The 22,086-nt window shown below is 64.2% G+C and carries 24 protein-coding genes and 2 tRNA genes; 14 read left to right on the top strand and 12 right to left on the bottom strand.

Features of this window, described 5'->3' with window-relative positions; genetic code table 11:
• Nucleotides 1-19 precede the first annotated feature (19 nt).
• The 3 genes from hpnE to hpnC are packed head-to-tail and all read right to left on the bottom strand — an operon-like array spanning nucleotide 20 to nucleotide 3,129.
• Nucleotides 20-1,363 (bottom strand): hydroxysqualene dehydroxylase HpnE, encoded by a 1,344-nt coding sequence (gene hpnE, locus VVD47_RS20025; RefSeq protein WP_327605297.1) that lies wholly within the window; start codon nucleotides 1,361-1,363, stop codon nucleotides 20-22.
• Nucleotides 1,364-1,368: 5 nt separating this feature from the next.
• Nucleotides 1,369-2,202, bottom strand: coding sequence for a presqualene diphosphate synthase HpnD (hpnD, locus tag VVD47_RS20030; RefSeq protein WP_327605298.1), 834 nt, complete (start codon nucleotides 2,200-2,202; stop codon nucleotides 1,369-1,371).
• A gap of 57 nt (nucleotides 2,203-2,259) precedes the next feature.
• Nucleotides 2,260-3,129 carry a squalene synthase HpnC gene (gene hpnC / locus VVD47_RS20035; protein WP_327605299.1) on the bottom strand — a complete coding sequence of 290 codons (870 nt, stop codon included), beginning with the start codon at nucleotides 3,127-3,129 and terminating at the stop codon, nucleotides 2,260-2,262.
• 97 nt (nucleotides 3,130-3,226) lie between these two features.
• Here hpnC and VVD47_RS20040 point away from each other — a divergent pair.
• Nucleotides 3,227-3,311, top strand: a tRNA-Leu gene (locus tag VVD47_RS20040).
• 46 nt (nucleotides 3,312-3,357) lie between these two features.
• Here the strand turns inward: VVD47_RS20040 and VVD47_RS20045 are convergent.
• Nucleotides 3,358-3,738, bottom strand: a complete 381-nt coding sequence (locus VVD47_RS20045; protein WP_327605300.1) for a hypothetical protein — start codon at nucleotides 3,736-3,738, stop codon at nucleotides 3,358-3,360.
• Between the two features lie 318 nt (nucleotides 3,739-4,056).
• Here VVD47_RS20045 and VVD47_RS20050 point away from each other — a divergent pair, with 318 nt between their 5' ends.
• Nucleotides 4,057-5,127 (top strand): right-handed parallel beta-helix repeat-containing protein, encoded by a 1,071-nt coding sequence (locus VVD47_RS20050; protein WP_327605301.1) that lies wholly within the window; start codon nucleotides 4,057-4,059, stop codon nucleotides 5,125-5,127.
• Nucleotides 5,128-5,201: 74 nt separating this feature from the next.
• Here VVD47_RS20050 and thrC read toward each other — a convergent pair whose 3' ends face one another.
• The 3 genes from thrC to VVD47_RS20065 all read right to left on the bottom strand — a co-directional run bounded on the left by thrC (nucleotide 5,202) and on the right by VVD47_RS20065 (nucleotide 9,421).
• Entirely contained in the window at nucleotides 5,202-6,629 is a 1,428-nt protein-coding gene (thrC, locus tag VVD47_RS20055; RefSeq protein ID WP_327605302.1) for a threonine synthase, read from the bottom strand.
• Between the two features lie 107 nt (nucleotides 6,630-6,736).
• On the bottom strand, nucleotides 6,737-8,047 hold the full coding sequence (locus VVD47_RS20060; RefSeq protein WP_327605303.1) for a homoserine dehydrogenase: 1,311 nt from the start codon (nucleotides 8,045-8,047) through the stop codon (nucleotides 6,737-6,739).
• Between the two features lie 96 nt (nucleotides 8,048-8,143).
• The gene (locus VVD47_RS20065; RefSeq protein ID WP_327605304.1) at nucleotides 8,144-9,421 is read right to left on the bottom strand and encodes a pyridoxal phosphate-dependent aminotransferase; all 1,278 of its coding nucleotides are present in this window, start codon (nucleotides 9,419-9,421) and stop codon (nucleotides 8,144-8,146) included.
• 189 nt (nucleotides 9,422-9,610) lie between these two features.
• On the opposite strand from VVD47_RS20065, the gene VVD47_RS20070 reads away from it, so the two are divergent.
• The 3 genes from VVD47_RS20070 (at nucleotide 9,611) to VVD47_RS20080 (ending at nucleotide 12,086) form a co-directional block, all read left to right on the top strand.
• The gene (locus tag VVD47_RS20070) at nucleotides 9,611-9,982 is read left to right on the top strand and encodes an Mth938-like domain-containing protein (RefSeq protein ID WP_327605305.1); all 372 of its coding nucleotides are present in this window, start codon (nucleotides 9,611-9,613) and stop codon (nucleotides 9,980-9,982) included.
• Nucleotides 9,983-10,141: 159 nt separating this feature from the next.
• On the top strand, nucleotides 10,142-10,597 hold the full coding sequence (locus VVD47_RS20075; protein WP_327605306.1) for a peroxiredoxin: 456 nt from the start codon (nucleotides 10,142-10,144) through the stop codon (nucleotides 10,595-10,597).
• Nucleotides 10,598-10,658: 61 nt separating this feature from the next.
• Complete coding sequence (locus VVD47_RS20080; protein ID WP_327605307.1) at nucleotides 10,659-12,086, top strand: PhoH family protein; 1,428 nt, start codon at nucleotides 10,659-10,661, stop codon at nucleotides 12,084-12,086.
• Between the two features lie 48 nt (nucleotides 12,087-12,134).
• Here the strand turns inward: VVD47_RS20080 and VVD47_RS20085 are convergent, their stop codons facing one another.
• Nucleotides 12,135-12,770 carry a hypothetical protein gene (locus VVD47_RS20085; RefSeq protein WP_327605308.1) on the bottom strand — a complete coding sequence of 212 codons (636 nt, stop codon included), beginning with the start codon at nucleotides 12,768-12,770 and terminating at the stop codon, nucleotides 12,135-12,137.
• Between the two features lie 117 nt (nucleotides 12,771-12,887).
• On the opposite strand from VVD47_RS20085, the gene VVD47_RS20090 reads away from it, so the two are divergent.
• The 6 genes from VVD47_RS20090 to dnaB all read left to right on the top strand — a co-directional run bounded on the left by VVD47_RS20090 (nucleotide 12,888) and on the right by dnaB (nucleotide 16,068).
• A tRNA-Ser gene (locus tag VVD47_RS20090) sits at nucleotides 12,888-12,978 on the top strand.
• A 101-nt stretch (nucleotides 12,979-13,079) separates the two neighbouring features.
• Nucleotides 13,080-13,460 (top strand): 30S ribosomal protein S6, encoded by a 381-nt coding sequence (rpsF, locus tag VVD47_RS20095; protein WP_327605309.1) that lies wholly within the window; start codon nucleotides 13,080-13,082, stop codon nucleotides 13,458-13,460.
• Nucleotides 13,450-13,809, top strand: a complete 360-nt coding sequence (gene priB, locus VVD47_RS20100; protein WP_327605310.1) for a primosomal replication protein N — start codon at nucleotides 13,450-13,452, stop codon at nucleotides 13,807-13,809. Before rpsF ends, priB begins: the two co-directional genes overlap by 11 nt.
• Nucleotides 13,790-14,065, top strand: a complete 276-nt coding sequence (gene rpsR / locus VVD47_RS20105) for a 30S ribosomal protein S18 (protein ID WP_327605311.1) — start codon at nucleotides 13,790-13,792, stop codon at nucleotides 14,063-14,065. The genes priB and rpsR overlap by 20 nt, the downstream gene beginning before the upstream one ends.
• Before the next feature lie 13 nt (nucleotides 14,066-14,078).
• Nucleotides 14,079-14,528: a 50S ribosomal protein L9 gene (gene rplI / locus VVD47_RS20110; RefSeq protein WP_327605312.1), complete on the top strand. Its 450-nt coding sequence runs from the start codon at nucleotides 14,079-14,081 to the stop codon at nucleotides 14,526-14,528.
• A 139-nt stretch (nucleotides 14,529-14,667) separates the two neighbouring features.
• Complete coding sequence (dnaB, locus tag VVD47_RS20115) at nucleotides 14,668-16,068, top strand: replicative DNA helicase (RefSeq protein ID WP_327605313.1); 1,401 nt, start codon at nucleotides 14,668-14,670, stop codon at nucleotides 16,066-16,068.
• A 78-nt stretch (nucleotides 16,069-16,146) separates the two neighbouring features.
• Here the strand turns inward: dnaB and VVD47_RS20120 are convergent, their stop codons facing one another.
• From VVD47_RS20120 to VVD47_RS20130, 3 genes are all read right to left on the bottom strand, one after another.
• On the bottom strand, nucleotides 16,147-16,527 hold the full coding sequence (locus tag VVD47_RS20120) for a COG4315 family predicted lipoprotein (RefSeq protein WP_327605314.1): 381 nt from the start codon (nucleotides 16,525-16,527) through the stop codon (nucleotides 16,147-16,149).
• A 69-nt stretch (nucleotides 16,528-16,596) separates the two neighbouring features.
• Complete coding sequence (locus tag VVD47_RS20125) at nucleotides 16,597-17,238, bottom strand: lytic transglycosylase domain-containing protein (protein ID WP_327605315.1); 642 nt, start codon at nucleotides 17,236-17,238, stop codon at nucleotides 16,597-16,599.
• A 9-nt stretch (nucleotides 17,239-17,247) separates the two neighbouring features.
• Nucleotides 17,248-18,963: a proline--tRNA ligase gene (locus tag VVD47_RS20130; protein WP_327605316.1), complete on the bottom strand. Its 1,716-nt coding sequence runs from the start codon at nucleotides 18,961-18,963 to the stop codon at nucleotides 17,248-17,250.
• Nucleotides 18,964-19,129: 166 nt separating this feature from the next.
• On the opposite strand from VVD47_RS20130, the gene VVD47_RS20135 reads away from it, so the two are divergent.
• The gene (locus VVD47_RS20135) at nucleotides 19,130-19,666 is read left to right on the top strand and encodes an RNA pyrophosphohydrolase (protein WP_327605317.1); all 537 of its coding nucleotides are present in this window, start codon (nucleotides 19,130-19,132) and stop codon (nucleotides 19,664-19,666) included.
• Nucleotides 19,663-20,283, top strand: a complete 621-nt coding sequence (gene coq7 / locus VVD47_RS20140) for a 2-polyprenyl-3-methyl-6-methoxy-1,4-benzoquinone monooxygenase (protein ID WP_327605318.1) — start codon at nucleotides 19,663-19,665, stop codon at nucleotides 20,281-20,283. Before VVD47_RS20135 ends, coq7 begins: the two co-directional genes overlap by 4 nt.
• 30 nt (nucleotides 20,284-20,313) lie before the next feature.
• On the opposite strand, the gene VVD47_RS20145 is transcribed toward coq7, so the two are convergent.
• Nucleotides 20,314-20,733: an OsmC family protein gene (locus VVD47_RS20145; RefSeq protein ID WP_327605319.1), complete on the bottom strand. Its 420-nt coding sequence runs from the start codon at nucleotides 20,731-20,733 to the stop codon at nucleotides 20,314-20,316.
• Nucleotides 20,734-21,277: 544 nt separating this feature from the next.
• Between VVD47_RS20145 and VVD47_RS20150 the strand changes: the two genes are divergently transcribed.
• Nucleotides 21,278-22,042, top strand: coding sequence for a TatD family hydrolase (locus VVD47_RS20150; protein WP_327605320.1), 765 nt, complete (start codon nucleotides 21,278-21,280; stop codon nucleotides 22,040-22,042).
• Nucleotides 22,043-22,086: the final 44 nt, after the last annotated feature.

A 22,086-nucleotide genomic window follows, 5' to 3' on the forward strand; every position in this document is an offset into this window, starting at 1 on the left:
CTCCCTTTTTTTGTGACGCTCAGAGCGCGAAGGCGGGTGCCGTAACGCCGAGGCCGCGCATGATGTGCCGGGCTGCTGCCTGCCCGGACCGCACTGCAGATTCGATCGTGGCGGGGTAGGGCGAGTCCACGTAGTCACCCGCCAGCAACAGGCCTGGCAACGGGGTGATGGTGAGCGGCCGCACGATGCCCGGGCGGCAGGAGAAGGTGGCGCGCTTCTCGGTGATGACCTGCGACCACTTCGGCGCAGGGAGGCGGGGGTGCAGGGCCTCCACCGCTTCGTGCGCCTTCAGTGCGATGTCCTCGCGCGACAGGCTGGTATGCGGGCCGCTGCCGGAGATCACGGCGGCAATCATGCCGGCCGGGCCGCCCAGCTGGCCGCGGTCGAACAACCACTGCACCACCGAACCGGACACACCGACCATGGGGTCGGGCAGGCCGATGGCTTCGTCGTAGGCGAGGTAGACCGTGGTGATCGGCTCGTAGGGCAGGCTGTCGATCTGCTGGCGCAGCTGGCTGAGCCCCTCGTAGTCCGCCAGCAGCTCGCTGACGTGGTACGGGGCGGTGGCCACGATGACGTGCGAGTAGCGGATGTGCGGGTGCGCATCGCCCTCCAGCTGGAATTCACCGCTGTCGCCCTGCACCCGGCGGATCGGGGTGGCGGTGTAGACCGATGCGCCACTGCGGTTGAGGTAGAGCGTGGCCGGGAAAGGCAGCAGGTCGGTCAGGTCGGTGCGCGGCAGCAGCAGCTCGGACGCGGTGGCGCCGGCTGCCAGCGTATCGCGCAACACATTGGCGAAGACCTGGGCGGAGGCGATCTCGGCCGGCGTGTTCAGCGCGGCCACGCATAGCGGCTCCCACATGAGTTCGCGCAGCAGCGGGGTCTGCTTCGTCTGGTTCAGCAGCTCGCTGACGGTGATGTCGGCCTCCAGCGCGAAGCGGCGACGCTTGAGGTGACGCACCAGGCGGATGGCGGCGAAACGGTCGGCCCAGCTCAACTCCTTGCACTTCAACAGCCCCCAGGCGAGGTGCAGCGGCGCCGGCAGGCTGGCGGCGCGCAGGTCGATGCGGCCCGGCACGTTCAGCGTGAAGGGTACGGTCTGCAGCTTGCGTGGCGGTACGCGCAGCGTGCGCATGAGCTTCAGCGTTTCGGTGTAGGCGCCCGCCAGGATGTGCTGGCCGTTGTCCAGCGTGTAGTCGTCCTTGGTGACCACGCGGGCGCGGCCACCGAGCGTGCGCGAGCTTTCGAACACGCTCACCGTGATGCCGGCCCGGGTCAGCTCGACGGCGGCCGCGAGGCCGGCGTATCCGGCGCCGATGATGCCGACGTGGCAGTTGCTGGCGTCCATGCTGCTGGCGTCCATCCCTCTCAGCCCTTGATCCAGGTGGTGGTGGCGATCCACAGCTTGCGCACCGGCGTCAGTGCCGTGCGATAGGTGAGCACCCGTCCGCCATCGGCACGGATCTCGCGCAGCAGCGTGCGGTAGATGGCCGCCATGACGAGGCCGGGGCGCTGGCTCTTGCGGTCGCCCGCAGGGAGTTGCGCCAGGGCCTGGTCGTAGTACTGCTCGGCGCGGTCGATCTGGAACTCCATCAGCGCACGGAACTCGTCGCTGTATTGCGCATCCAGGATCTGCCGTGCAGGTACGTTGAAGCGTTGCAGTTCGTCGACCGGCAGGTAGATGCGGCCACGTCGTGCATCTTCCCCCACGTCGCGGATGATGTTGGTGAGCTGGAAGGCGAGGCCCAGGTCGTGCGCGTACTTCAGCGTCTGCGGGTCCTGGTAGCCGAAGATCTCGGCGGCGCACAGGCCCACCACGCTGGCGACGCGGTAGCAGTAGAGGTTGAGCGCCTTGAAGTCGAGGTAGCGCGTCTGCTGGAGGTCCATCTGCATGCCGTCGATGATTTCCTGCAACTGCGCCTGCTGGATGTTGAAGTCGCGGATGACTTCTTTCAGCGCCAGCCCCACCGGGTGGGTGGGCGTGCCGCCGTAGATGGCCGCCGTCTCCTTGCGCCACCAGTCCAGCTTGGTCTGCGCCAGGGTGAGGTCATGGGTTTCGTCCACCACGTCGTCCACTTCGCGGCAGAAGGCGTACAGCGCCATGATGGCGCGCCGCCGCGGCTCGGGCAGGAAGAGGAAGCTGTAGTAGAAGCTGGAGCCGCTGGCCGCGGCCTTCTGCTGGCAGTAGTCGAAGGGGTTCATGAAACGGTGTAACGGTGACTCGCGTTGGGCCGCTTGGTGTGATTCGTGTCGGGCCGCTCAGGCCCGGGGTCTGGTCTGGGTGTCCCGGCTGTCCGCACTGGAAGGCGTCGCGCCGCGGGTCATACGGAGCGCCCGCCAGGCCATGAGTAGCCAGTCCGCCTTGCCGAGTTGGGGGCGATGGCGAAACACATCGTAGCCGACCGCCTCGATGCGCTCCAGGATGCGCAGCCCACCTTGCACCACTAGGCGCAGCTCCCAGCCGATGCGTCCCGGCAATTCGAGCGCCAGCGGCGCGCCGCCCAGCAACATGGCGCGGGCGCGATCGACTTCGAAGCGCATCAGGGCACGCCAGTGCTCATCCACGCGTGCCTTGTCGATCTGTGCTTCCTCAGCATGGAAACGGGCGAGACTGTCCTGCGGCAGGTAGACGCGGTTCTTGCGCCAGTCGACGGCGACGTCCTGCCAGAAATTGATGAGCTGCAGTGCGCTGCAGATGCTGTCGCTGCGCGCGAGTTGCGTGGCGCTGGTGTGGCCGTACAGATGCAGCAGCAGGCGGCCGACGGGATTCGCCGAGCGGCGGCAGTAGTCCAGCAGCTCGGGGAAGTCGGCATAACGCTTCTTCACCACGTCCTGCGAAAACGCGTCCAGCAGGTCGCGCAGCAGCTGCACGGGCAGGGCGTGGGTATGCACGTTACGGGCAAGCCGCGCGAACATCGGATCGACACTGGTGTCGCCCCGTTCGATGCGGTCCAGCTCGACGCGGTAGTCGTTCAGCTGCGCAAGGCGGTGTCGCGACAGCACCTCGCCCTCGTCGGCAATGTCGTCCGCGCTGCGTGCAAAGGCGTAGATCGCCTCCACCGGCTCGCGCAGGTGCGCAGGCATCAGCAGGGAGGCGACGGGGAAGTTTTCGTAATGCTCGACCGGCATGGCGGGCGCAAGTATAGCCCGCGCGAATGACCGGCCCCGGCGCGGACGGCGTTATACTGCCGCCTCTTCGCAATCCGCCGTCTGGCGGGTTCGTGGAGCCCAGGTGGCGAAATTGGTAGACGCACCAGATTTAGGTTCTGGCGTAGCAATACGTGGGGGTTCGAGTCCCTTCCTGGGCACCAGTCGGCCGATCTGGTCCTTCGTCCCGCCCGGTGTACGGGGCCACCATCACCGTTCGCAGATTTCCCTGGTCGCCGCGTACGCCACCACGCTCATCTGGTGTTGCGCGCGTTCGGGGTGGCGGGTGATGAAGGCGCGCCAGATGTCGGCGACCTGCACGGGGTCCAGTCCGGTCATGCAGCCCTTGATCCGCGCCAGCCGGCTGGTCGATGAGCCGTACAGCGCGCTGCTGAACCAGCCATCGACCACCCCCGCCGCATAGCGGGCCTGGGCCGGAGCGTCGAGGCTCTGGAACTCTTCCACCGTCATGAAGCCTACCTCCACGAGCACGGGGTCGGCGACCGGCTGTGCGAGCGCAGAAGGTGACATCACGATCAGGCATAGTGCCAGCGCCGCAATGCCGGGGCGTCCTGCAGCGAGCTTCTTCATGATCGACCCCTTCGGGTTGTCATTCGAAAACAGAATCGCCGCCCGGGCTTCTGCGCCAAACGGGCGACTGCGCCAGAAATTTCCGTGCCGTGCGTTATCGTTCCGCTTCCATCAATGCGAGCGGCCGCCACCACGTACTTGTGCGGATTATCGTCGGACAATCACCATCTGTCAGGAAGATCGATGCAAGCCAGTCTGCCCCGTTTTTGCCCGCGGTCACTTGGTTCCCTGGCCGCGTGCGTCGCTCTGCTTGCCCTTCTGCTGGCTTCGGGCATAGCCGAAGCCGCCACGCTGCGGGTGGGCAAGGAGCCGCACGAGTTGCGATCGATCTCCGACGCCGCGGCCTTGGCGAAAGACGGTGACGTGGTGGAGATCGAGGCGGGTGACTACGCCGGCGACGTGGCCATCTGGACGCAGCGCAAGCTGGCGATCCGCGCCGTGGACGGCCCGGTGCGCATCAACGCCATGGGCATGTCGGCCGAGGGGAAGGCCATCTGGGTAATGCGTGGCGGCGAGTTCAGCGTCGAGGGCATCGAGTTCAGCAACACCAAGGTGCCCGACCGCAACGGTGCCGGCATCCGCCTGGAGAGCGGCATGCTGACGGTGCGCAAATGCCGCTTCCTCGAGAACCAGAACGGGATCCTGGTCGCCAACAAGCCGGACATCTCGCTGTTCATCCACGACAGCGAGTTCGGCCACAACGGCGACAGTACCGGTCAGACGCACAACCTGTACGTCGGCCGCATCGCGCGGCTGGTGGTCACCGGCAGCTACTTCCACCATGCCAAGGTGGGGCATCTGCTGAAGAGCCGGGCGGCAAGCAACTACATCGCCTACAACCGCCTGACCGACGAGCCGGGCGGCAAGGCCAGCTACGAGCTGGAGTTTCCGGATGGTGGTGTCGCGGTCGTGGTGGGCAACCTGATCCAGCAGGAAGCGACCACCGACAATTCCGCGGTGGTCTCCTACGGTGCCGAAGGCACGCATGCACAGAACGCGCTTTACCTCAGCCACAACACCCTGGTGAATGACCGGCCGAATGGCGGCGACTATGTCGTGGTGCGCAAGGGCGAGCCGCGGGTCGTGGCCTACAACAACCTGCTGGTGGGCGGAAAGATGTGGAAGCTGCCGGCCGGTAGCGTGGAGCAGGGTACGGTGATGACGAGCTGGGAGGATTTCGCGTTGGCCGTGAGGCAGGACTTCCGTCCGAAGCGCGCCGCAAAGTGGTTGGGCAAGGCGGTGACGATTCCCGCCGGGACGCTTCCGCCAGCCTTGGTCGATGCCGGCATGAGCCTGACGCCGCAAGCTGAGTTCGTGCCTCCGGTGGGGCTGCGCAAACTTGCCGCCGTCCCCGCGAACCCTGGCTTCTCGCAACAGATCTTGCCTTGAGCGAAGCGGGTACTGAATGAAGAAACGGCCGCTGTTGCGGCCGTTTCCGTTTGCGTCTGCTCGCGTCTTACTGCTCAGACGTTGCGGACGATGTAGTCCTTCACCGCTTGCGCATCGATGCCCATCACCTCCACGCGTTGCGGCAATGATTCGATGTCCTGCATGGACGCCGGCCGCCAGGGTTTCTCGCCCAGGGCCTCGATGATGGTCTCCTCGAACTTCGCCGGCAGGGCGGTCTCCAGCACGATGGTCGGCACGTCGCGCTCGCGATGCTGCAGGGCCACCTTGAGGCCGTCGGCAGTGTGCGTATCGATCATCAGGCCGTGCTCCTTGTAGACGCTGCGGATGGTCGCGAGACGGTCGGCGTGGCTGCTGCGACCGGACACGAAACCGAACTCGTCCATGCGCGGGAAGTAGGGCGTGGCCGACAGGTCGAAGCTGCCGCCCGTGTCTACCGCCTTCCACAACTCGCGCACCACGTTCGGGTCGCGGCCCACCAGGTCGAACACGAAGCGTTCGAAGTTCGAGGCCTTGGAGATGTCCATCGACGGGCTGGAGGTGACGTGCACGTCGGCGGTCTTGCGCGGCACGTAGGCGCCTGTGCGGAAGAATTCGTCGAGCACGTCGTTCTCGTTGGTGGCGAGGATCAGGCGGCGGATCGGCAGGCCCATCATGCGGGCGATGTGGCCGGCGCAGATGTTGCCGAAATTGCCGGAGGGCACCGCGAAGCTCACCTGCTGGTCGTTCGATGCGGTGGCCGCCAGGTAGCCCTTGAAGTAGTAGATCACCTGCGCGACGACGCGGCCCCAGTTGATGGAGTTCACCGCACCGATCTTGTACTTCGCCTTGAAGACGAGATCGTTGGACACCGCCTTCACGATGTCCTGCGCGTCGTCGAACATGCCGCGCACGGCGATGTTGAAGATGTTTGCGTCCTGCAGCGAGTACATCTGCGCGCGCTGGAAGCCGCTCATCGCGTTGTGCGGCGACAGCATGAACACCTTGACGCCCTGCTTGCCGCGCATCGCATACTCGGCGGCGGAGCCGGTGTCGCCCGAGGTGGCGCCGAGGATGTTGATCGTCTCGCCACGCTTGGCCAGCACATACTCGAACAAATTGCCGAGCAGCTGCATGGCCATGTCCTTGAAGGCCAGGGTCGGGCCGTTGGACAGTTCTTGCAGGAACAGCGTGTCGTCCAGCTTGCGCAGCGGCGTGATCTGCGCAGCGTCGGAATCCGGACGGCCGTTGCAATACACCTCCGCGGTGTAGGTGCGCTCGACGATGTCGCGCAGGTCGTCAGCGGGAATGTCGTCGGCGAACTTCGACAGGATGGCGAAGGCCAGCTCGCGGTAGTTCATCGCGCGCATGGCGGTCAGTTCCGCGTCACTGACCTGCGGGTAGGTGGCCGGCAGCGACAGGCCGCCGTCTTCCATCAGGCCGCCGAGCAGGATGTCGGAGAAGCGCTTCTGCGGCGCCTTGCCGCGCGTCGATAGGTAGTTCATGGCGATGTGAAAAGTGAAAGGGTGAAAAGTGAAACGTGGCCGAAGCTCAGCGGTTCAACGTTTCACGTTTCACCGTAGCGCGTGGCGCGGCATCAGGTTTCACGCCATCAGTTCAGTTCTTCCAGACGGATCTTCGTCACCTTGCCGACGACGGTCTTCAGCGATTCGATGCGTGCGATGGCGGCGTTGACGTTCTTCTCCACCGCCTGGTGGGTCAGCAGGATAATGTCGGTCTGTTGTTCGCCTTCCGCCGGTTCGCGTTGCAGCAGCGCGTCGATGGAGATGTCGCCGTCGGCGAGGATGCGGGTGATATCGGCCAGCACGCCCGTCTTGTCCTCGACGCGCATGCGCAGGTAGTAGGCGGTCTGCACATCGTCGATCGGCAGGACCGGCAGGTCCTTCAGCTGGTCGGCCTGGAAGGCGAGGTGCGGCACGCGGTGGTTCGGGTCGGCGGCGTGCAGGCGGGTAACGTCCACCAGATCGGCAATGACCGCCGAAGCGGTCGGCTCGGCGCCCGCGCCCTTGCCGTAGTACAGCGTGGCGCCGACGGCGTCGCTGTTCACCAGCACGGCGTTCATCGCACCTTCCACGTTGGCGATCAGGCGCTTGGCAGGGATCAGCGTGGGATGTACGCGCAGTTCGATACCAGCGTCACGGCGCTTGGCGATGCCCAGCAGCTTGATGCGATAGCCCAGTTGCTCGGCGTACTTGATGTCGGAGGCTTCCAGCTTGGTGATGCCTTCGACATAGGCCTTGTCGAATTGCACCGGGATGCCGAAGGCGATGGCCGACATGATGGTGGCCTTGTGCGCGGCATCCACGCCTTCGATGTCGAAGGTCGGGTCGGCTTCAGCGTAACCCAGGCGCTGGGCTTCCTTCAGCACGTCGGCGAAGGCCAGGCCCTTGTCGCGCATCTCGGACAGGATGAAGTTGGTGGTGCCGTTGATGATGCCGGCGATCCACTGGATGCGGTTGGCGGTGAGGCCTTCGCGCAGCGCCTTGATGATGGGAATGCCGCCAGCCACCGCAGCCTCGAAGGCCACGACCACGCCCTTCTTTTGCGCAGCGGCGAAGATCTCGTTGCCATGCACGGCCAGCAGTGCCTTGTTGGCGGTGACGACGTGCTTGCCGTTCTCGATGGCGGCCAGCACCAGTTCCTTGGCGATGGTGTAGCCACCGATCAGCTCCACCACGATGTCGATGTTCGGGTCACGCACGACATCGAAGGCATCCGCCGTCACGCGGGCCTTGTCGCCGACGATGCTCTGCGCCAGCGCGGTGTTGCGATCTGCCACAGCGGTGATCTGGATCGGACGACCCGCGCGGCGGGTGATTTCTTCCTGGTTGCGCGACAGCACCGTCCAGGTGCCACCGCCGACGGTACCGATGCCGAGCAGGCCTACGTTGATGGGTTTCATTGTTCAGGGGCGTGAAAGGTGAAAAGTGAAATGTGAAACGTGGAGCGGTTCAAGGTTTGTACGTTTCACCTTTCACCTTTCACGTTTCACCGCAGTTCAGGCATGCCGCTTCCGGTACTGGTCGAGGAAGCGCGCGATGCGCGTGAAGGCTTCGCGCAGGTCGTCCTCGTGCGGCAGGAAGACGATGCGGAAGTGGTCCGGCGTCTTCCAGTTGAAGCCGGTGCCCTGCACCAGCAGTACGCGTTCCGCTTCCAGCAGTTCGAGGATGAACTGCTGGTCGTTCTGGATCGGGTACATCTTCGGGTCGAGCTTCGGGAACAGGTACAGCGCGGCCTTGGGCTTCACGCAGGTGACACCGGGAATCGCGGTGAGCAGTTCGTAGGCGAGGTCGCGCTGGCGACGCAGGCGACCACCGGGGCGCACCAGGTCGTCGATGCTCTGGTAGCCGCCCAGTGCAGTCTGGATGGCGAGCTGGCCCGGTGTGTTGGCGCACAGGCGCATCGAGGCCAGCATGTTGAGGCCTTCGATGTAGTCACGCGCATGGCGCTTGTCGCCGGACACCACCATCCAGCCGGCGCGATAGCCGCAGGAACGGTAGTTCTTGGACAGGCCGTTGAAGGTGAGGAACAGCACATCGTCGGCCAGCGAGGCGATGCTGACGTGCTCGGCGTCGTCGTACAGCGTCTTGTCGTAGATCTCGTCGGAGAACACGATGAGCTGGTGCTCGCGCGCCACCTGCACGATCTGCTCCAGCACTTCGCGCGGGTACAGCGCGCCGGTGGGATTGTTCGGGTTGATGAGGACGATGGCCTTGGTGTTGGGCGTCACCTTGCGGCGGATGTCGGCGATGTCCGGCATCCAGTCCGAGGCCTCGTCGCACAGGTAGTGCACCGGCGTGCCGCCGGAAAGGGCGACGGCACCCGTGTACAGCGGGTAGTCGGGCGCGGGCAGCAACACTTCGTCACCGGCGTTGAGCAGGGCGTTCATGCTCATGACGATGAGCTCGGAGGCGCCGTTGCCGAGGTATACGTCGTCCACCGTCACGCCGGCGATCTTCTTCTGCTGGCAGTAATGCACGATGGCGCGGCGCGGCGCGAACAGGCCCTTGGAGTCGGTATAGCCGGCGGCGTCGGGCAGGTTGCGGATCATGTCCTGCACGATCTCGTCCGGCGGCTCCAGCCCGAACACGGCCACGTTGCCGATGTTCAGCTTCATGATCCGCTGGCCTTCCTCTTCCATCTGGCGCGCGCGGTCCAGCACCGGGCCGCGGATGTCGTAGCAGACATTGGCGAGCTTGGTGGACTTGGCGATGAGGCGCGGGGTGGAAGGCATCGAGGGGTCCTGCGCAACGCGCAGCGGTTCAGGCTTGTTCATCGGGTGCAACCCCTGCCGGACGGCGTTGCCGGCAGCTTGATTCAAAGAAACAGTATGATAGCGAAGCCTCTACGGCCCCGCAGCAACCGTTTCCGCCGCGATCGCAGTTTCTCGCCGGTTGCCGCCTGCGTCTCGCTTGTCTGTTCCTCGTTCGACCTGATCGCCAATCAATCCCCACTCCCCGTTCCCATGAAGCTCCATCGTGATTCCGCCGACGGCACGCTCCTCATCCAGCGCTACGACAGTTCCGGTGTCGTGGTCGCTGGCGAGACGCTGCGCGGCAGCGTGGTGTTGACCCCGCAAGCCGTGATCGGCCCCTGGGCGCGGGATCGCGACAGTCTTGTCGCGGCGGACTTCGCCGCCTTGCTGGAACAAGCGCCTGGTGTCGTGCTGATCGGCACCGGCAAGCGCCAGCATTTCCCGGCCCCGGCCTTGCTGCGCCCGCTGATCGAGGCTGGCGTGGGCTGGGAGGTGATGGACACCGGATCCGCCTGCCGCACCTACAACGTGCTGGCCAGTGAAGGCCGCAAAGTGCTGGCTGCCCTGCTGTTCGAGGAGTGACCCGCGGGTAGCAGGCCAGTCTCTGCCGGACCTGTCCATCAGCGACGCAGATTGAAATCAAGGGCTTGGAAGAGTCGCCACGAACACGCTGCAAAGGCTGTTGCGAGGCCCCGGAATTGCCGATACGCTGGACCCCAGCTTCCCACTGGAGAGAGCCCGATGATCGGCCAGGCCGCGCCGGATTTCACCGCCCCCGCAACGGGTGGCAGCACCATCTCCCTCGCCGCATTGCGCGGCAAATCAGTCGTTCTGTATTTCTATCCCAAGGACAACACGCCCGGCTGTACGACCGAGGGCACGGATTTCCGCGACCTGTATCCGCAATTCGAGGCGGCCGGCGCGGTGATCCTGGGGGTGTCGCGCGACAGCCTGAAGTCTCACGAAGGCTTCAAGTGCAAGCTGGAGCTGCCCTTCGAACTGCTGTCCGACGCGGATGAGGCCCTCTGCAAGGCCTTCGGCGTCATCAAGATGAAGAACATGTACGGCAAGCAGGTGCTGGGCATCGAGCGCAGCACCTTCGTCATCGACAAGGCAGGCGTGCTGCGTCGTGAATGGCGCGGCGTAAAGGTGCCAGGCCATGCCAAGGACGTACTCGATTACGTGAAGTCGTTGTAAATCAGGGGCCGTCAGGCCCCTGTGCCTTTCTGCCACTTTGTGTCACTTGTCCTGGATAACTATGGCTACCCGCAAAAACACCGCCAAAGCTGCTTCCTCTACCAAGCTGTTCGTCCTCGACACCAACGTGCTGATGCACGATCCCACCAGTCTGTACCGCTTCGAAGAGCATGACCTCTTTGTGCCGATCATGGTGCTGGAGGAGCTGGACAACAACAAGAAGGGCATGACCGAAGTGGCGCGCAACGCCCGCCAGGCCAGCCGCATGATGGACGAGATCGTGTCCGGCTCGCTGGAAGGCATCGAGGCCGGCATCGCGCTGTCCGGCCCGTCGAAGGAGCTGGCCAGCGGGCGCCTGTTCCTGCAGACCGAGGCGATCGCCACCCAGTTGCCGGCCACCGTGCCGACCGCCAAGGCGGACAACCAGATCCTCGCCGTGACGATGTTCCTGCGCGAGCGCGATCCCGGCCGTTCGGTGATCCTGGTGTCCAAGGACATCAACATGCGCATCAAGGCCCGCGCCATGGGCCTGGAGGCGCAGGACTACTTCAACGACAAGGTGCTGGAGGACACGGATCTCCTCTACACCGGCATGCGTGAGTTGCCGCATGACTTCTGGGACACCCACGGCAAGGGCATGGAGTCCTGGAAGGAGGGCGGTCGCACCTACTACCGCGTGCGTGGCCCGCTGGTCGCGGACATGATCGTCAATGAACTGGTCTTCCAGGAAGGCGACAATCCGCTGCAGGCCATCGTCAAGGAAGTGAAGGGCCCGGTGGCGGTGCTGGAGACGCTGATCGACTTCAGCCACCACAAGAACAACGTGTGGGGCATCGTCGCACGCAACCGCGAACAGAACTTCGCGCTCAACCTGCTGATGAACCCGGAAATCGACTTCGTCAGCCTGCTGGGCCAGGCCGGTACCGGCAAGACGCTGCTGACGCTGGCCAGCAGCCTCACCCAGGTGCTGGAAACCAAGCGTTACTCCGAGATCATCATGACCCGCGTGACCGTGCCGGTCGGCGAAGACATCGGCTTCCTGCCGGGTACCGAGGAAGAGAAGATGGCGCCGTGGATGGGTGCGCTGGAGGACAACCTCGACGTGCTCAACGGCGGTGCCGAGGAGGGGGGCGGTTACGGCGGCGAGTGGGGCCGGGCGGCGACGCGCGACCTCATCCGTACGCGGATCAAGGTGAAGAGCCTGAACTTCATGCGCGGCCGTACCTTCATCAACAAATTCCTGATCATCGACGAGGCGCAGAACCTGACGCCCAAGCAGATGAAGACGCTGATCACCCGTGCCGGTCCCGGCACCAAGGTGGTCTGCCTGGGCAACATCGCGCAGATCGATACGCCCTACCTCACCGAGGGCAGTTCAGGTATCACCTTCGCGGTGGATCGCTTCAAGGGCTGGGCGCACAGCGGGCACATCACGCTGCAGCGGGGCGAGCGTTCCCGCCTGGCGGATCACGCGGCCGAAGTGCTGTAGCCGCAGGTCGCTGCACGGTGCTGCAGGTGGCAGTACCGTGCGGTCGGCTCAACCCGTGCCGAGTACGGCGTCCCGCACGCTGCCGCGCGCGGGTAGCGCACCGACCTTCCAGCGCAGAACCTTCATTCCGCGTTGGCTGAGCAGGGCGATGACGCGCTCGCGCAAGGGCTCCTCCGCGTCTCCGCGTTGAACCATGATGATCGCTGCGGGCGTGAAGTCCCGGCGGCACACCACGAAATCCAGCGTGGCACGCGGCAGTGCGGTGTCGTGGCCGGGCAGGAAGATGGCCGGGTCCACGCGTGACAGCACTTCGTGGTCGTTCAGTTCGATCTTCAGCAGGAAGAACACCACGCGACCGACTGCATCCAGCAATGCCGGCACCGACGCGGCCGGCATCCTCGGCGTGGCTGGCGTGGGATCTCCGACGGGTACGGTTTCCGGACCGGTGACCGGCGGCTGGACCGGTTTCGGACGCTTGGGGCGCGGCGGCGGGTCGAGGACCATCACCGTCTCGGGCGCTTCCGACGAGGCCTTGCGTAGTTCTGCCAGCAAAGCCATCTCGCGGGAGCTTTCCAGCGAATCGCGGTTGCCGAAGCGCTCGCGCCAGACGCTCCAGGCACGATATAGCGCCCAGGCGACGCCCAGCAGCGCGATGACGGCAATGATCGGCCCGGCTGCTTTCACCTTGCGCCTCCCGCGAATGTCGTTTTTGTGGATTCCGGCATGTCGGGCCGAAGGGTAACGCCAGATTGGGCTTGCGCCCAAGCCATTGATTCTTGCTATAATGCCGCCCCTGCGCCTGGAGAGGTGGATGAGTGGTTTAAGTCGCACGCCTGGAAAGCGTGTGTGGGGTAATACCCCACCGCGGGTTCGAATCCCGCCCTCTCCGCCAGACCGCTCTTTGCATTACTGATGTCAAAGCGCCCCACGGGCGCTTTTTTTCCTTGCTCCACCGGTCGCATGCCGGGGGGCTTCAACCCACGAGGAGTGTCCATGCGACATTACGAAATCGTATTCATCGTCCACCCGGACCAAAGCGAGCAGGTTCCGGCGATGATCGAGCGTTACAAGACGCTGATCACCGGCCGCAACGGCCAGATCCACCGCCTGGAAGACTGGGGCCGCCGCCAGATGGCCTACCCGATCCAGAAGGTTCACAAAGCGCACTACGTGCTGATGAACATCGAGTGCGATCAGGAAACGCTCGACGAGCTGGAGCACGGCTTCAAGTTCAACGACGCCGTCCTGCGTCACCTGACGATCCAGACCAAGAAGGCTGTGACTGCTCCTTCCCCGATGATGAAGGAAGAGAAGTCCAAGTCCCTGACGCCTGCATCGGACGAAGCCAAGCCCGCCGAGGCGAGTGCTGCCTGAGTCTCCGGACGACACGAGGCCCCTCACGGAAAACACCGTCCGCTTCAGCGGGCATCTGCTTGAACGCGATGCCCTGCGCTATACCCCGGCCCGCCTGCCCGTCGTGAAATTCCGCGTCGGGCACAAGTCGAAGCAGGTGGAAGGCGAAGTGGAGCGCGAGGTGTCCTGTGAGATCGAAGCCTCGGCCATCGGAGCGCTGGCTCATCAGATCAATGCGCTGCCACCGGGCAGCCTGCTCAGGCTGGAAGGCTTTCTCGCCTCCCGCAGCCTCAAGAGCAAGATGCCGGTGCTGCATGTAAGAACAGTGGAATTACTGGAAGGAACACAAAATGGCTTTCAGACCTGGTAACAAGAAGAAGGACGAACGCGGTGGTAGCCGTGGCGGCCTGTTCAAGCGTCGCAAGTTCTGCCGTTTCTCGGCAGAGAAGATCGAAGAGATCGACTACAAGGACATCGAGATCCTGAAGGATTTCATCACCGAGAACGGCCGCATCATGCCGGCGCGCATCACCGGCACCAAGGCCGGCTACCAGCGCCAGCTGTCGACCGCCATCAAGCGCGCCCGCTTCCTCGCGCTGATGCCGTACACCGATCTGCACAAGTAAGAGGACCGAGAACATGCAAATCATTCTGCTGGACAAGGTCGTCAACCTGGGCAACCTCGGTGACGTCGTCCGCGTGAAGGACGGCTACGCCCGCAATTTCCTGATCCCGAAGGGTCACGCCAAGCGTGCCACCGCTGCCAATCTGGCTGAATTCGAAGCCCGCCGCGCCGAGCTCGAGCGCGTCGCCGCCGAGAAGCTGGGCGTTGCGCAAGGTCTGGTCGCCAAGCTGGAAGGCTTCACCCTGACGCTGAACCGCAAGGCTGGTGTCGATGGTCGCCTGTTCGGCTCCGTGACCAACGCCGACATCGCCGATGGTCTGGCTGCTCAAGGCATCGCCATCGAGAAGTCGACCGTGCGCCTGCCCAATGGCCCGATCAAGGCCGTGGGCGAGAGCGAAGTGTCCATCGCGCTGCACGCCGATGCTGTCACCACGATCAAGGTCGTGGTGCAAGGCGAACAGTAAGCTGTCGTGCTTCGGAAAAAAGGGCTGCCGCAAGGCAGCCCTTTTTCTTTGCGTGAAGCACATGGAGTTGGCTGGCTAAACAACCACGTCCAGTTGACGAAACACCCCGTAGAATCTGCAGTCCCCTCAGGAGTCCTTCATGGCCCAGAACCGTCGCGACGGTCAGCCTCCCGCTGTCGATCCGCAAATTGCCGCACTGAAGCTGCCGCCGCATTCCATCGAGGCCGAGCAGTCCCTGCTGGGCGGCCTGTTGCTGGACAACGCAGCCTGGGACCGCGTCGGCGACCTGGTCAGCGACGGAGACTTCTACCGCGACGAACACCGTCGCATCTTCCAGCACATCGCCAAGCTGATCGAGCACGGCAAGCCGGCGGACGTGGTGACGGTCTACGAGTCGCTGGACAAGAACAACGAGGCCACCCACGTCGGTGGGCTGGCCTACCTCGGCGAGATCGCCAACAACACACCGTCGGCGGCCAACATCCGGCGCTACGCCGAGATCCTGCGCGAGCGCGCGATCCTGCGCCGCCTCGTCACCGTCGGTGACGAGATCGCTGCCAAGGCACTCTCGCCGGCCGGGCGCGATGCTGCGCTGATCCTCGACGAGGCCGAGGCCAACATCCTTGCCATCCGCGACGAAGGCAGCCGCCAGAAGAGCGGTTTCGTGGCCATCCAGCCTGTGCTCGGGCAGGTGGTGGAGCGCATCCAGGAGCTGTACGACCGCGACAACCCGGCCGCCGTGACCGGCGTACCGACCGGCCTGGCCGATCTGGACGCGATGACCTCCGGCCTGCAGGCCACCGACATGATCGTGGTGGCGGGGCGCCCCGGTATGGGTAAGACCTCGTTTGCACTCAACATCGCCGAAGCGGTGGCGCTGGAGGCCAAGCTGCCCGTCGCCGTATTCTCGATGGAAATGCCGGCGACCCAGCTCGCCATGCGCTTCATTTCATCCGTGGGGCGCCTCAATCAGCACAAGCTGCGTACCGGCCAGCTGACCGACGACGAATGGCAGAAACTCTCGTACGCACTCGGACGCCTGCACGAGGCACCGATCTTCATCGACGAGACGCCGGGCCTCAACCCCGTCGACCTGCGCGCCCGCGTACGCCGGCTGCACCGGCAGTGTGGCGGCAAGCTGGGTCTGGTGGTCATCGACTACCTGCAACTGATGACGGGTCACAAGGAGAGCGACAACCGTTCCGCCGAGCTCTCCGAGATTTCCCGCTCGGTGAAGTCGCTGGCGAAGGAACTGCACGTGCCCATCATGGCGCTGTCACAGCTTAACCGCAGCCTGGAGCAGCGTCCCAACAAGCGTCCGGTGATGAGCGACCTGCGCGAATCCGGCGCCATCGAGCAGGATGCGGACATCATCATGTTCGTGTACCGCGACGAGATCTACAACCCGGACACCGAGGACAAGGGCAAGGCCGAACTCATCATCGGCAAGCACCGTAACGGCCCGACTGGCACCGTGCCACTGACCTTCCTCGGCGAGTACACCCGCTTCGAGAACTACGTGAGCGGGCCGCAGTACTAGCGACCGATACCGGCAAGGCAGCAGAAAGGAAAAGGGAGGCCGCGGCCTCCCTTTCTGTTTCCGGTACTACGACGCCGTTCAGGGTTTGGCGAGACGCCACACGTTGCCGACGTTGTCACCGCTCTTGTCGCCCGGCTTGGTGTCCTTGATCCACAGGTACAGCGGCTTGCCCTTGTAGGCCCACTGCTTGCTGCCGTCGTCGCGGGTGATGACCGTCCAGTCACCGGTGGCCTTGTCGTCAGCCTTGGCCATCAGGGGTGGCCAGTTGATGGCGCACTGGCCGTTGCACACGCTCTTGCCGCCAGCGTCCTTGTCGTAGGTGTAGAGCGTCATGCCCTTGTCGTTGGCCAGCACCCCGTCGCGGGTGGCGGCAGGCGCAGCCGGGCCGGACATGGTGCTGCAGGCGGACAAGGCGAGTACGGCGCAGGCGAGCGCCAGGTGGAGCTTGCTGTTGTTCATTTTGGCCTCCAGGGATGTGCGGAAATCGCATGGTCTAAACGCTCCGGCCGGAGCGTTTATTCCTTTGATTTAGCGCGCGCTGGTGCCGTTGTCGACCTGCGCGAGGCGGGCAGGGACGTAGGCCCAGTGTTTTTCCCAGGCACCGCGTACCAGACTGGGGTACTGCGGCTTGCCGAGGCTGCCGTTGTAGCGGCCTAGCGCGCGGTACAGGTCACCCTTCTCGATATCAAGGTAGTGACGGAGGATCGTGCAGCCGTAGCGCAGGTTGGTGCGCAGATGGAAGAGGTTGTTGTCGGGCGTGCCGATTGCCCGCACCCAGAACGGCATGATCTGCATGTAGCCGCGCGCCCCCGCGCTGGATACGGCGTACTTCTTGAAACCGCTTTCTACCTGGATCAGCCCGAGCACGAGCTGCGGGTCAAGGCCGGCGCGGGTGGCCTCGTAATGCACGGTCTTGAGGAAGTCCACGCGTTCCTGGGCGTCCGGCATGCGCTTTACCAGCTTGGCCGACATCTCGGTGAGCCAGCGGTGTTTTTCCTCGACAGACCGGAAAACGGGCTCGGGTGAAGAGCGATCGCTTACGGCGGCGTGCAACGCAGCCCGCACGCTGGCGGACAGGTCCTCTTCGCGCTGTGCGCCAGCCTGCGCCGTGCCGGCGAAGGCACAGAGCAGGAAAACCAGCGGCAACGAGAACAGGGAAGGCAGGCGCATGAGGTCGATTTACGGCTTCAGCAGCTTCGCCTTGACGAAGGCTTCCAGTTCCGCGAGCGGCAGCTTGGTGGCTTCGGCGTCGCGACGGCCCTGGTACTCGGCCTGCCCCTCCTTGAGGCCACGGTCGCCGATCACGACGCGGTGCGGCACGCCGATCAGCTCCCAGTCGGCGAACATCACGCCGGGGCGTTCGTCGCGGTCGTCCAGCACCACCTCGATGCCGGCGGCGCTGAGCGATTCGTAAAGCTTCGTGGCTTCGGCGCGCACAGCCTCCGACTTGCTCCAGCCCATCGGTGCGATGACCAGCTGGAAGGGTGCGATGGCATCCGGCCAGATGATGCCGCGGGCGTCGTTGTTCTGCTCGATGGCGGCGCCGACGATGCGGGTCACGCCCACGCCATAGCAGCCCATCTCCATCACGTGTTCCTTGCCGTCCTCCCCGATGTACTTGCAGCCCATGGCTTCGGAGTACTTGGTGCGCAACTGGAAGATGTGACCGACCTCGATGCCGCGGCAGATGGCCAGCAGGCCCTTGCCGTCGGGCGAGGGGTCGCCTTCGACGACATTGCGGATGTCGGCGATCTCCGGCTCGGCGAAGTCGCGGCCGATGTTGGCGCCGGTGTAGTGCTGGTCGTTCTCGTTGGCGCCGATGACGAAATCGCTCAGCACCGCCACGGCGCGATCCATGACCACCTTGCCCTTGAATCCCACCGGCCCGAGTGAGCCGGGGTCGGCGCCGAAGGCTTCGCGAATGGTGGCGGGGGAGGCGAAGCGGATCGGCGACAGCACGCCAGCCAGCTTGCCGGCCTTCACTTCGTTCAGCGCGTGGTCGCCGCGCAGCAGCAGCAGTACCGGCGGTGCGCCGTCCGCGCCTTCCAGCACGATGGCCTTCACCGTGCGGGTGACATCGATCTTCAGGAAGGCTGCCAGCTGTTCGATGGTCTTCACGCCGGGCGTGTGGACCTTGGTCAGCGCTTCGGTCGCAGTAGCACGACTTCCACTCGGCGTCACGGCTTCGGCCAGCTCCACGTTGGCGGCGAAGTCGGAATCCGGACAGTAGGCCAGTGCGTCCTCACCCGTTTCGGCGATGACGTGGAATTCATGCGAGCCGGTGCCACCGATGGCGCCGGTGTCGGCCGCCACCGCACGGAACTCCAGGCCCAGGCGCGTGAAGATGCGCGAATAGGCCGCGAACATGTTCTGGTACTCGCGCTGCAGGTCCTCGAAGCTCGTGTGGAAGGAGTAGGCGTCCTTCATCGTGAACTCGCGGCCGCGCATTACGCCGAAGCGCGGACGACGCTCGTCGCGGAACTTGGTCTGGATCTGGTAAAGGTTGCGCGGCAGCTGGCGGTAGCTGCGGATGTCCTGGCGCGCGATGTCGGTGATGACTTCCTCCGACGTCGGCTGGATCACGAAGTCACGCTCGTGGCGATCCTTGAAGCGCAGCAGTTCGTCGCCCATCTTGTCGAAACGGCCGGTCTCCTGCCACAGCTCGGACGGCTGGACGACGGGCATAGACAGCTCCACCGCGCCAGCGCGGTTCATCTCCTCGCGGATGATGTTCTCCACTTTGCGGATCACCCGCAGCCCCATCGGCATGTAGTTGTAGATGCCGGCCGACAGCTTCTTGATGAGGCCGGCGCGCGTCATCAGTTTGTGGCTGACGACTTCTGCGTCCGAGGGGGCTTCCTTCAGGGTGGAGATGTAGAACTGGCTGGCGCGCATGGTGCGGTGGTCGGTTTCAATGAAATCAAAAAGATGCGGCGCGATTGTAACGTAGGCCCTGCACGGCAGCGTGGAACTGCCCGCCAGATGGCGTGTTTTCCTCGGTTTTCAGCATTTCGGAACTGTGAAAGAATCCGGGCAACTCTTGGTTTTCTAGGTGGTTCTCATGCTTGACCGGGACGGCTATCGCCCCAACGTCGGCATCGTCATTGTCAACGCACGCAACGAGGTTTTCTGGGGCAAACGCATCCGCGAACATTCCTGGCAGTTTCCGCAAGGGGGCATCAAGCACGGCGAATCGCCGGAGCAGGCGATGTTCCGCGAACTGCTGGAAGAAACCGGCTTGCAACCCGAGCACGTCAAGGTGCTCGGGCGTACCCGTAACTGGCTGCGTTACGACGTGCCGAAGCACTGGATCAAACGCGAGTGGCGCAGTACCTACCGCGGGCAGAAGCAGATCTGGTTCCTCCTGCGTCTGGTAGGGCGCGATTGCGACGTATGCCTGCGCGCGTCCGGTCACCCGGAGTTCGATGCCTGGCGCTGGGCGGACTACTGGGTGCCGCTGGAAGGCGTCATCGAGTTCAAGCGCGAGGTCTATCGCAACGCGCTGAACGAACTCGGTGCCATCATCTTCGGCCACAATCCGGCCACCCGCCCGACCAGCTATACCGTCGAGGCGCACACCGACATGGGCACGCCATGATCGATCACCTGATCGGCGAATTCGACCGCGTGCTGCGCACGCTGGCGGCGCCTGCGCGCAGCACGCGCCCGGTGCCGGGCAACGATATGCCGGATGCGCCGCTCGATGAGGTGACCCGAAAGCAGGTCGCGTCGCTGATGCGGGTCAATCACGTCGGCGAGGTGTGCGCCCAGGCGCTCTACCAGGGGCAGGCCCTAACTTCCCGCGATCCACGAACCCGAGAAACCCTGCGTCAGGCGGCCCATGAAGAGGTGGAGCATCTCGCATGGACAGCCCAGCGCATCGGGGAGCTGGGTGGGCGCACCTCGTTGCTCAACCCGCTGTGGTACGGCGGTGCGCTGGCCATCGGCGTGGCGGCCGGGATCGCCGGTGACAAATGGAACCTCGGTTTTCTGGCCGAAACGGAAAAGCAGGTCGCGGCACATCTGCAGGGCCATCTGGAGCGGGTGCCGGTGCAGGACCAGCGTTCCCGCGCGATCATCGCCCAGATGAAGGAAGACGAGAGCGAGCACGCCGACCTGGCGCGCCAGCTCGGTGGGGCGGAGTTGCCGGCGCCAGTGCGCCAGGCAATGAAGCTGGCCTCGCGCGTGATGACCGGCACGGCCTACTGGGTGTAGGCCGGAGGCGTCGAAAAGGGAGCCCGGGCTTCAGGCTTCCTCGATGATCTCCACCTCGTGCGTCAGTTCAGCCGTCCTGGCCAGCATGATCGACGCAGAGCAGTACTTGTCGTGGGACAGCTTCACGGCACGCTCGACCACTTCCCGCTTCAGATTGCGTCCGCGTACCGTGAAGTGGAAATGGATGCGGGTGAATACCTTGGGGTCGGTCTCGGCGCGATCCGCGTGCAGCCGGCATTCACAGCCGGTGACATCGTGACGGCCACGTTGAAGGATCAGGACGACGTCGAAGGCGGTGCAGCCACCGGTGCCCACCAACAGCATTTCCATCGGCCGTGGCGCGGAGTTGGTGCCCCCGGCTTCGGCAGAGCCTTCCATGAACATCGTGTGGCCGCTGCCGGTCGTGGCAGAGAACTTGGCGCCGCCCGCCCAGCTCACCGTGCAATCCATCCTGTCCTCGCTTGAATGAGACAAAGCGGCAAGTGTAGCCGCATGGCAGTCGTAGCCGCATGGCAGTCGCAGTGTTCGGGAACCTGCCGTCCGTCGGTCTGTCCGACCACCCAGAGCAAGACACACCTTTTGATTTGAAATAAACGACAAAAACAATAAAATCAAAAATGTGCGTCTGAGCTATTTTGTGCTGTGCACAAAATCATGACGAAACGCTTCGTTTTCTCTGGCAAGTATTTTGTCCGTCAGCTGAGCTGGATTGTGCACTACGGAATAATTTCATATACATATCAGCTACCTGTATATGAATAAGCATAATTGATCGTCAGATAGAAACATTCTTGGCCGGAACGTTTGGAAGTTCTTGCAACGCACAAGCGCTCCGCGCATAATGAAATCGTCGTGATTGAGGTCGCAGCAGCAACGAAGCAGGCAGGCTCCCTCGATCCAAGATTGTCTCCTCCACCCTCCTCCTTTGGTGTGGACTTGGCGCAGCTCCTAACCGAGCTGCGTTTTTTTTTGTGCTTTCGGCACAATGCCGCGCATGTACATCGATTCCCATTGCCACATCGATTTTCCTGACCTGTCTGCCCAGGGCGATGCGCTGTTCGAGCGCATGGCCGCAGCAGGGGTCACGCATGCGCTGTGTGTCGGTGTGAACTTCGAGAACCTGCCGCGCGTGCTGTCGATGGCGGAGCGCGCCAACGTCTTTGCTTCGGTGGGTGTTCACCCTGAACACACGGAAGGTGAAGAGGCCACGGTCGAGCGTCTGCTGGAACTGGCGATCCATCCCAAGGTGGTGGCCATCGGCGAGACGGGGCTGGATTACTACTGGCACAAGGATCGGCCGGAGTGGCAGCGCGAGCGTTTCCGCAATCACATCCGTGCGGCGCGTGCCAGCGACAAGCCGCTGATCATCCATACCCGCGATGCGGCCGAGGACACCATCCGCCTGATGCGGGAGGAGGGCGCCGACCAGTGTGGCGGCGTCATGCACTGCTTCACCGAGACGCAGGACGTGGCGGACGCGGCGCTGGAACTCGGCTTCTACATCTCGTTCTCAGGCATCGTGACCTTCAAGAACGCGGTGGCGCTCAAGGAGGTGGCGAAGCGCGTGCCGCTCGAGCGCCTGCTGATCGAGACCGACTCCCCGTATCTTGCGCCGGTGCCTTACCGCGGCAAGACCAACGAGCCGTCCTACGTGCCACACGTGGCCGCGGAGATCGCGCGCTTGCGGGATCTGCCGGTCGAGGTCGTGGCCCAGGCGAGTACGGACAACTTTTTCCGCCTGTTCCGGGCCGCGCATTGACGCGGCGCGTCGGCCCGCGTCGCGGTCGTCCGGTAACATCACGG

Source organism: Uliginosibacterium sp. H1, assembly GCF_036017065.1.
In the GTDB taxonomy this organism is placed as follows: domain Bacteria; phylum Pseudomonadota; class Gammaproteobacteria; order Burkholderiales; family Rhodocyclaceae; genus Uliginosibacterium.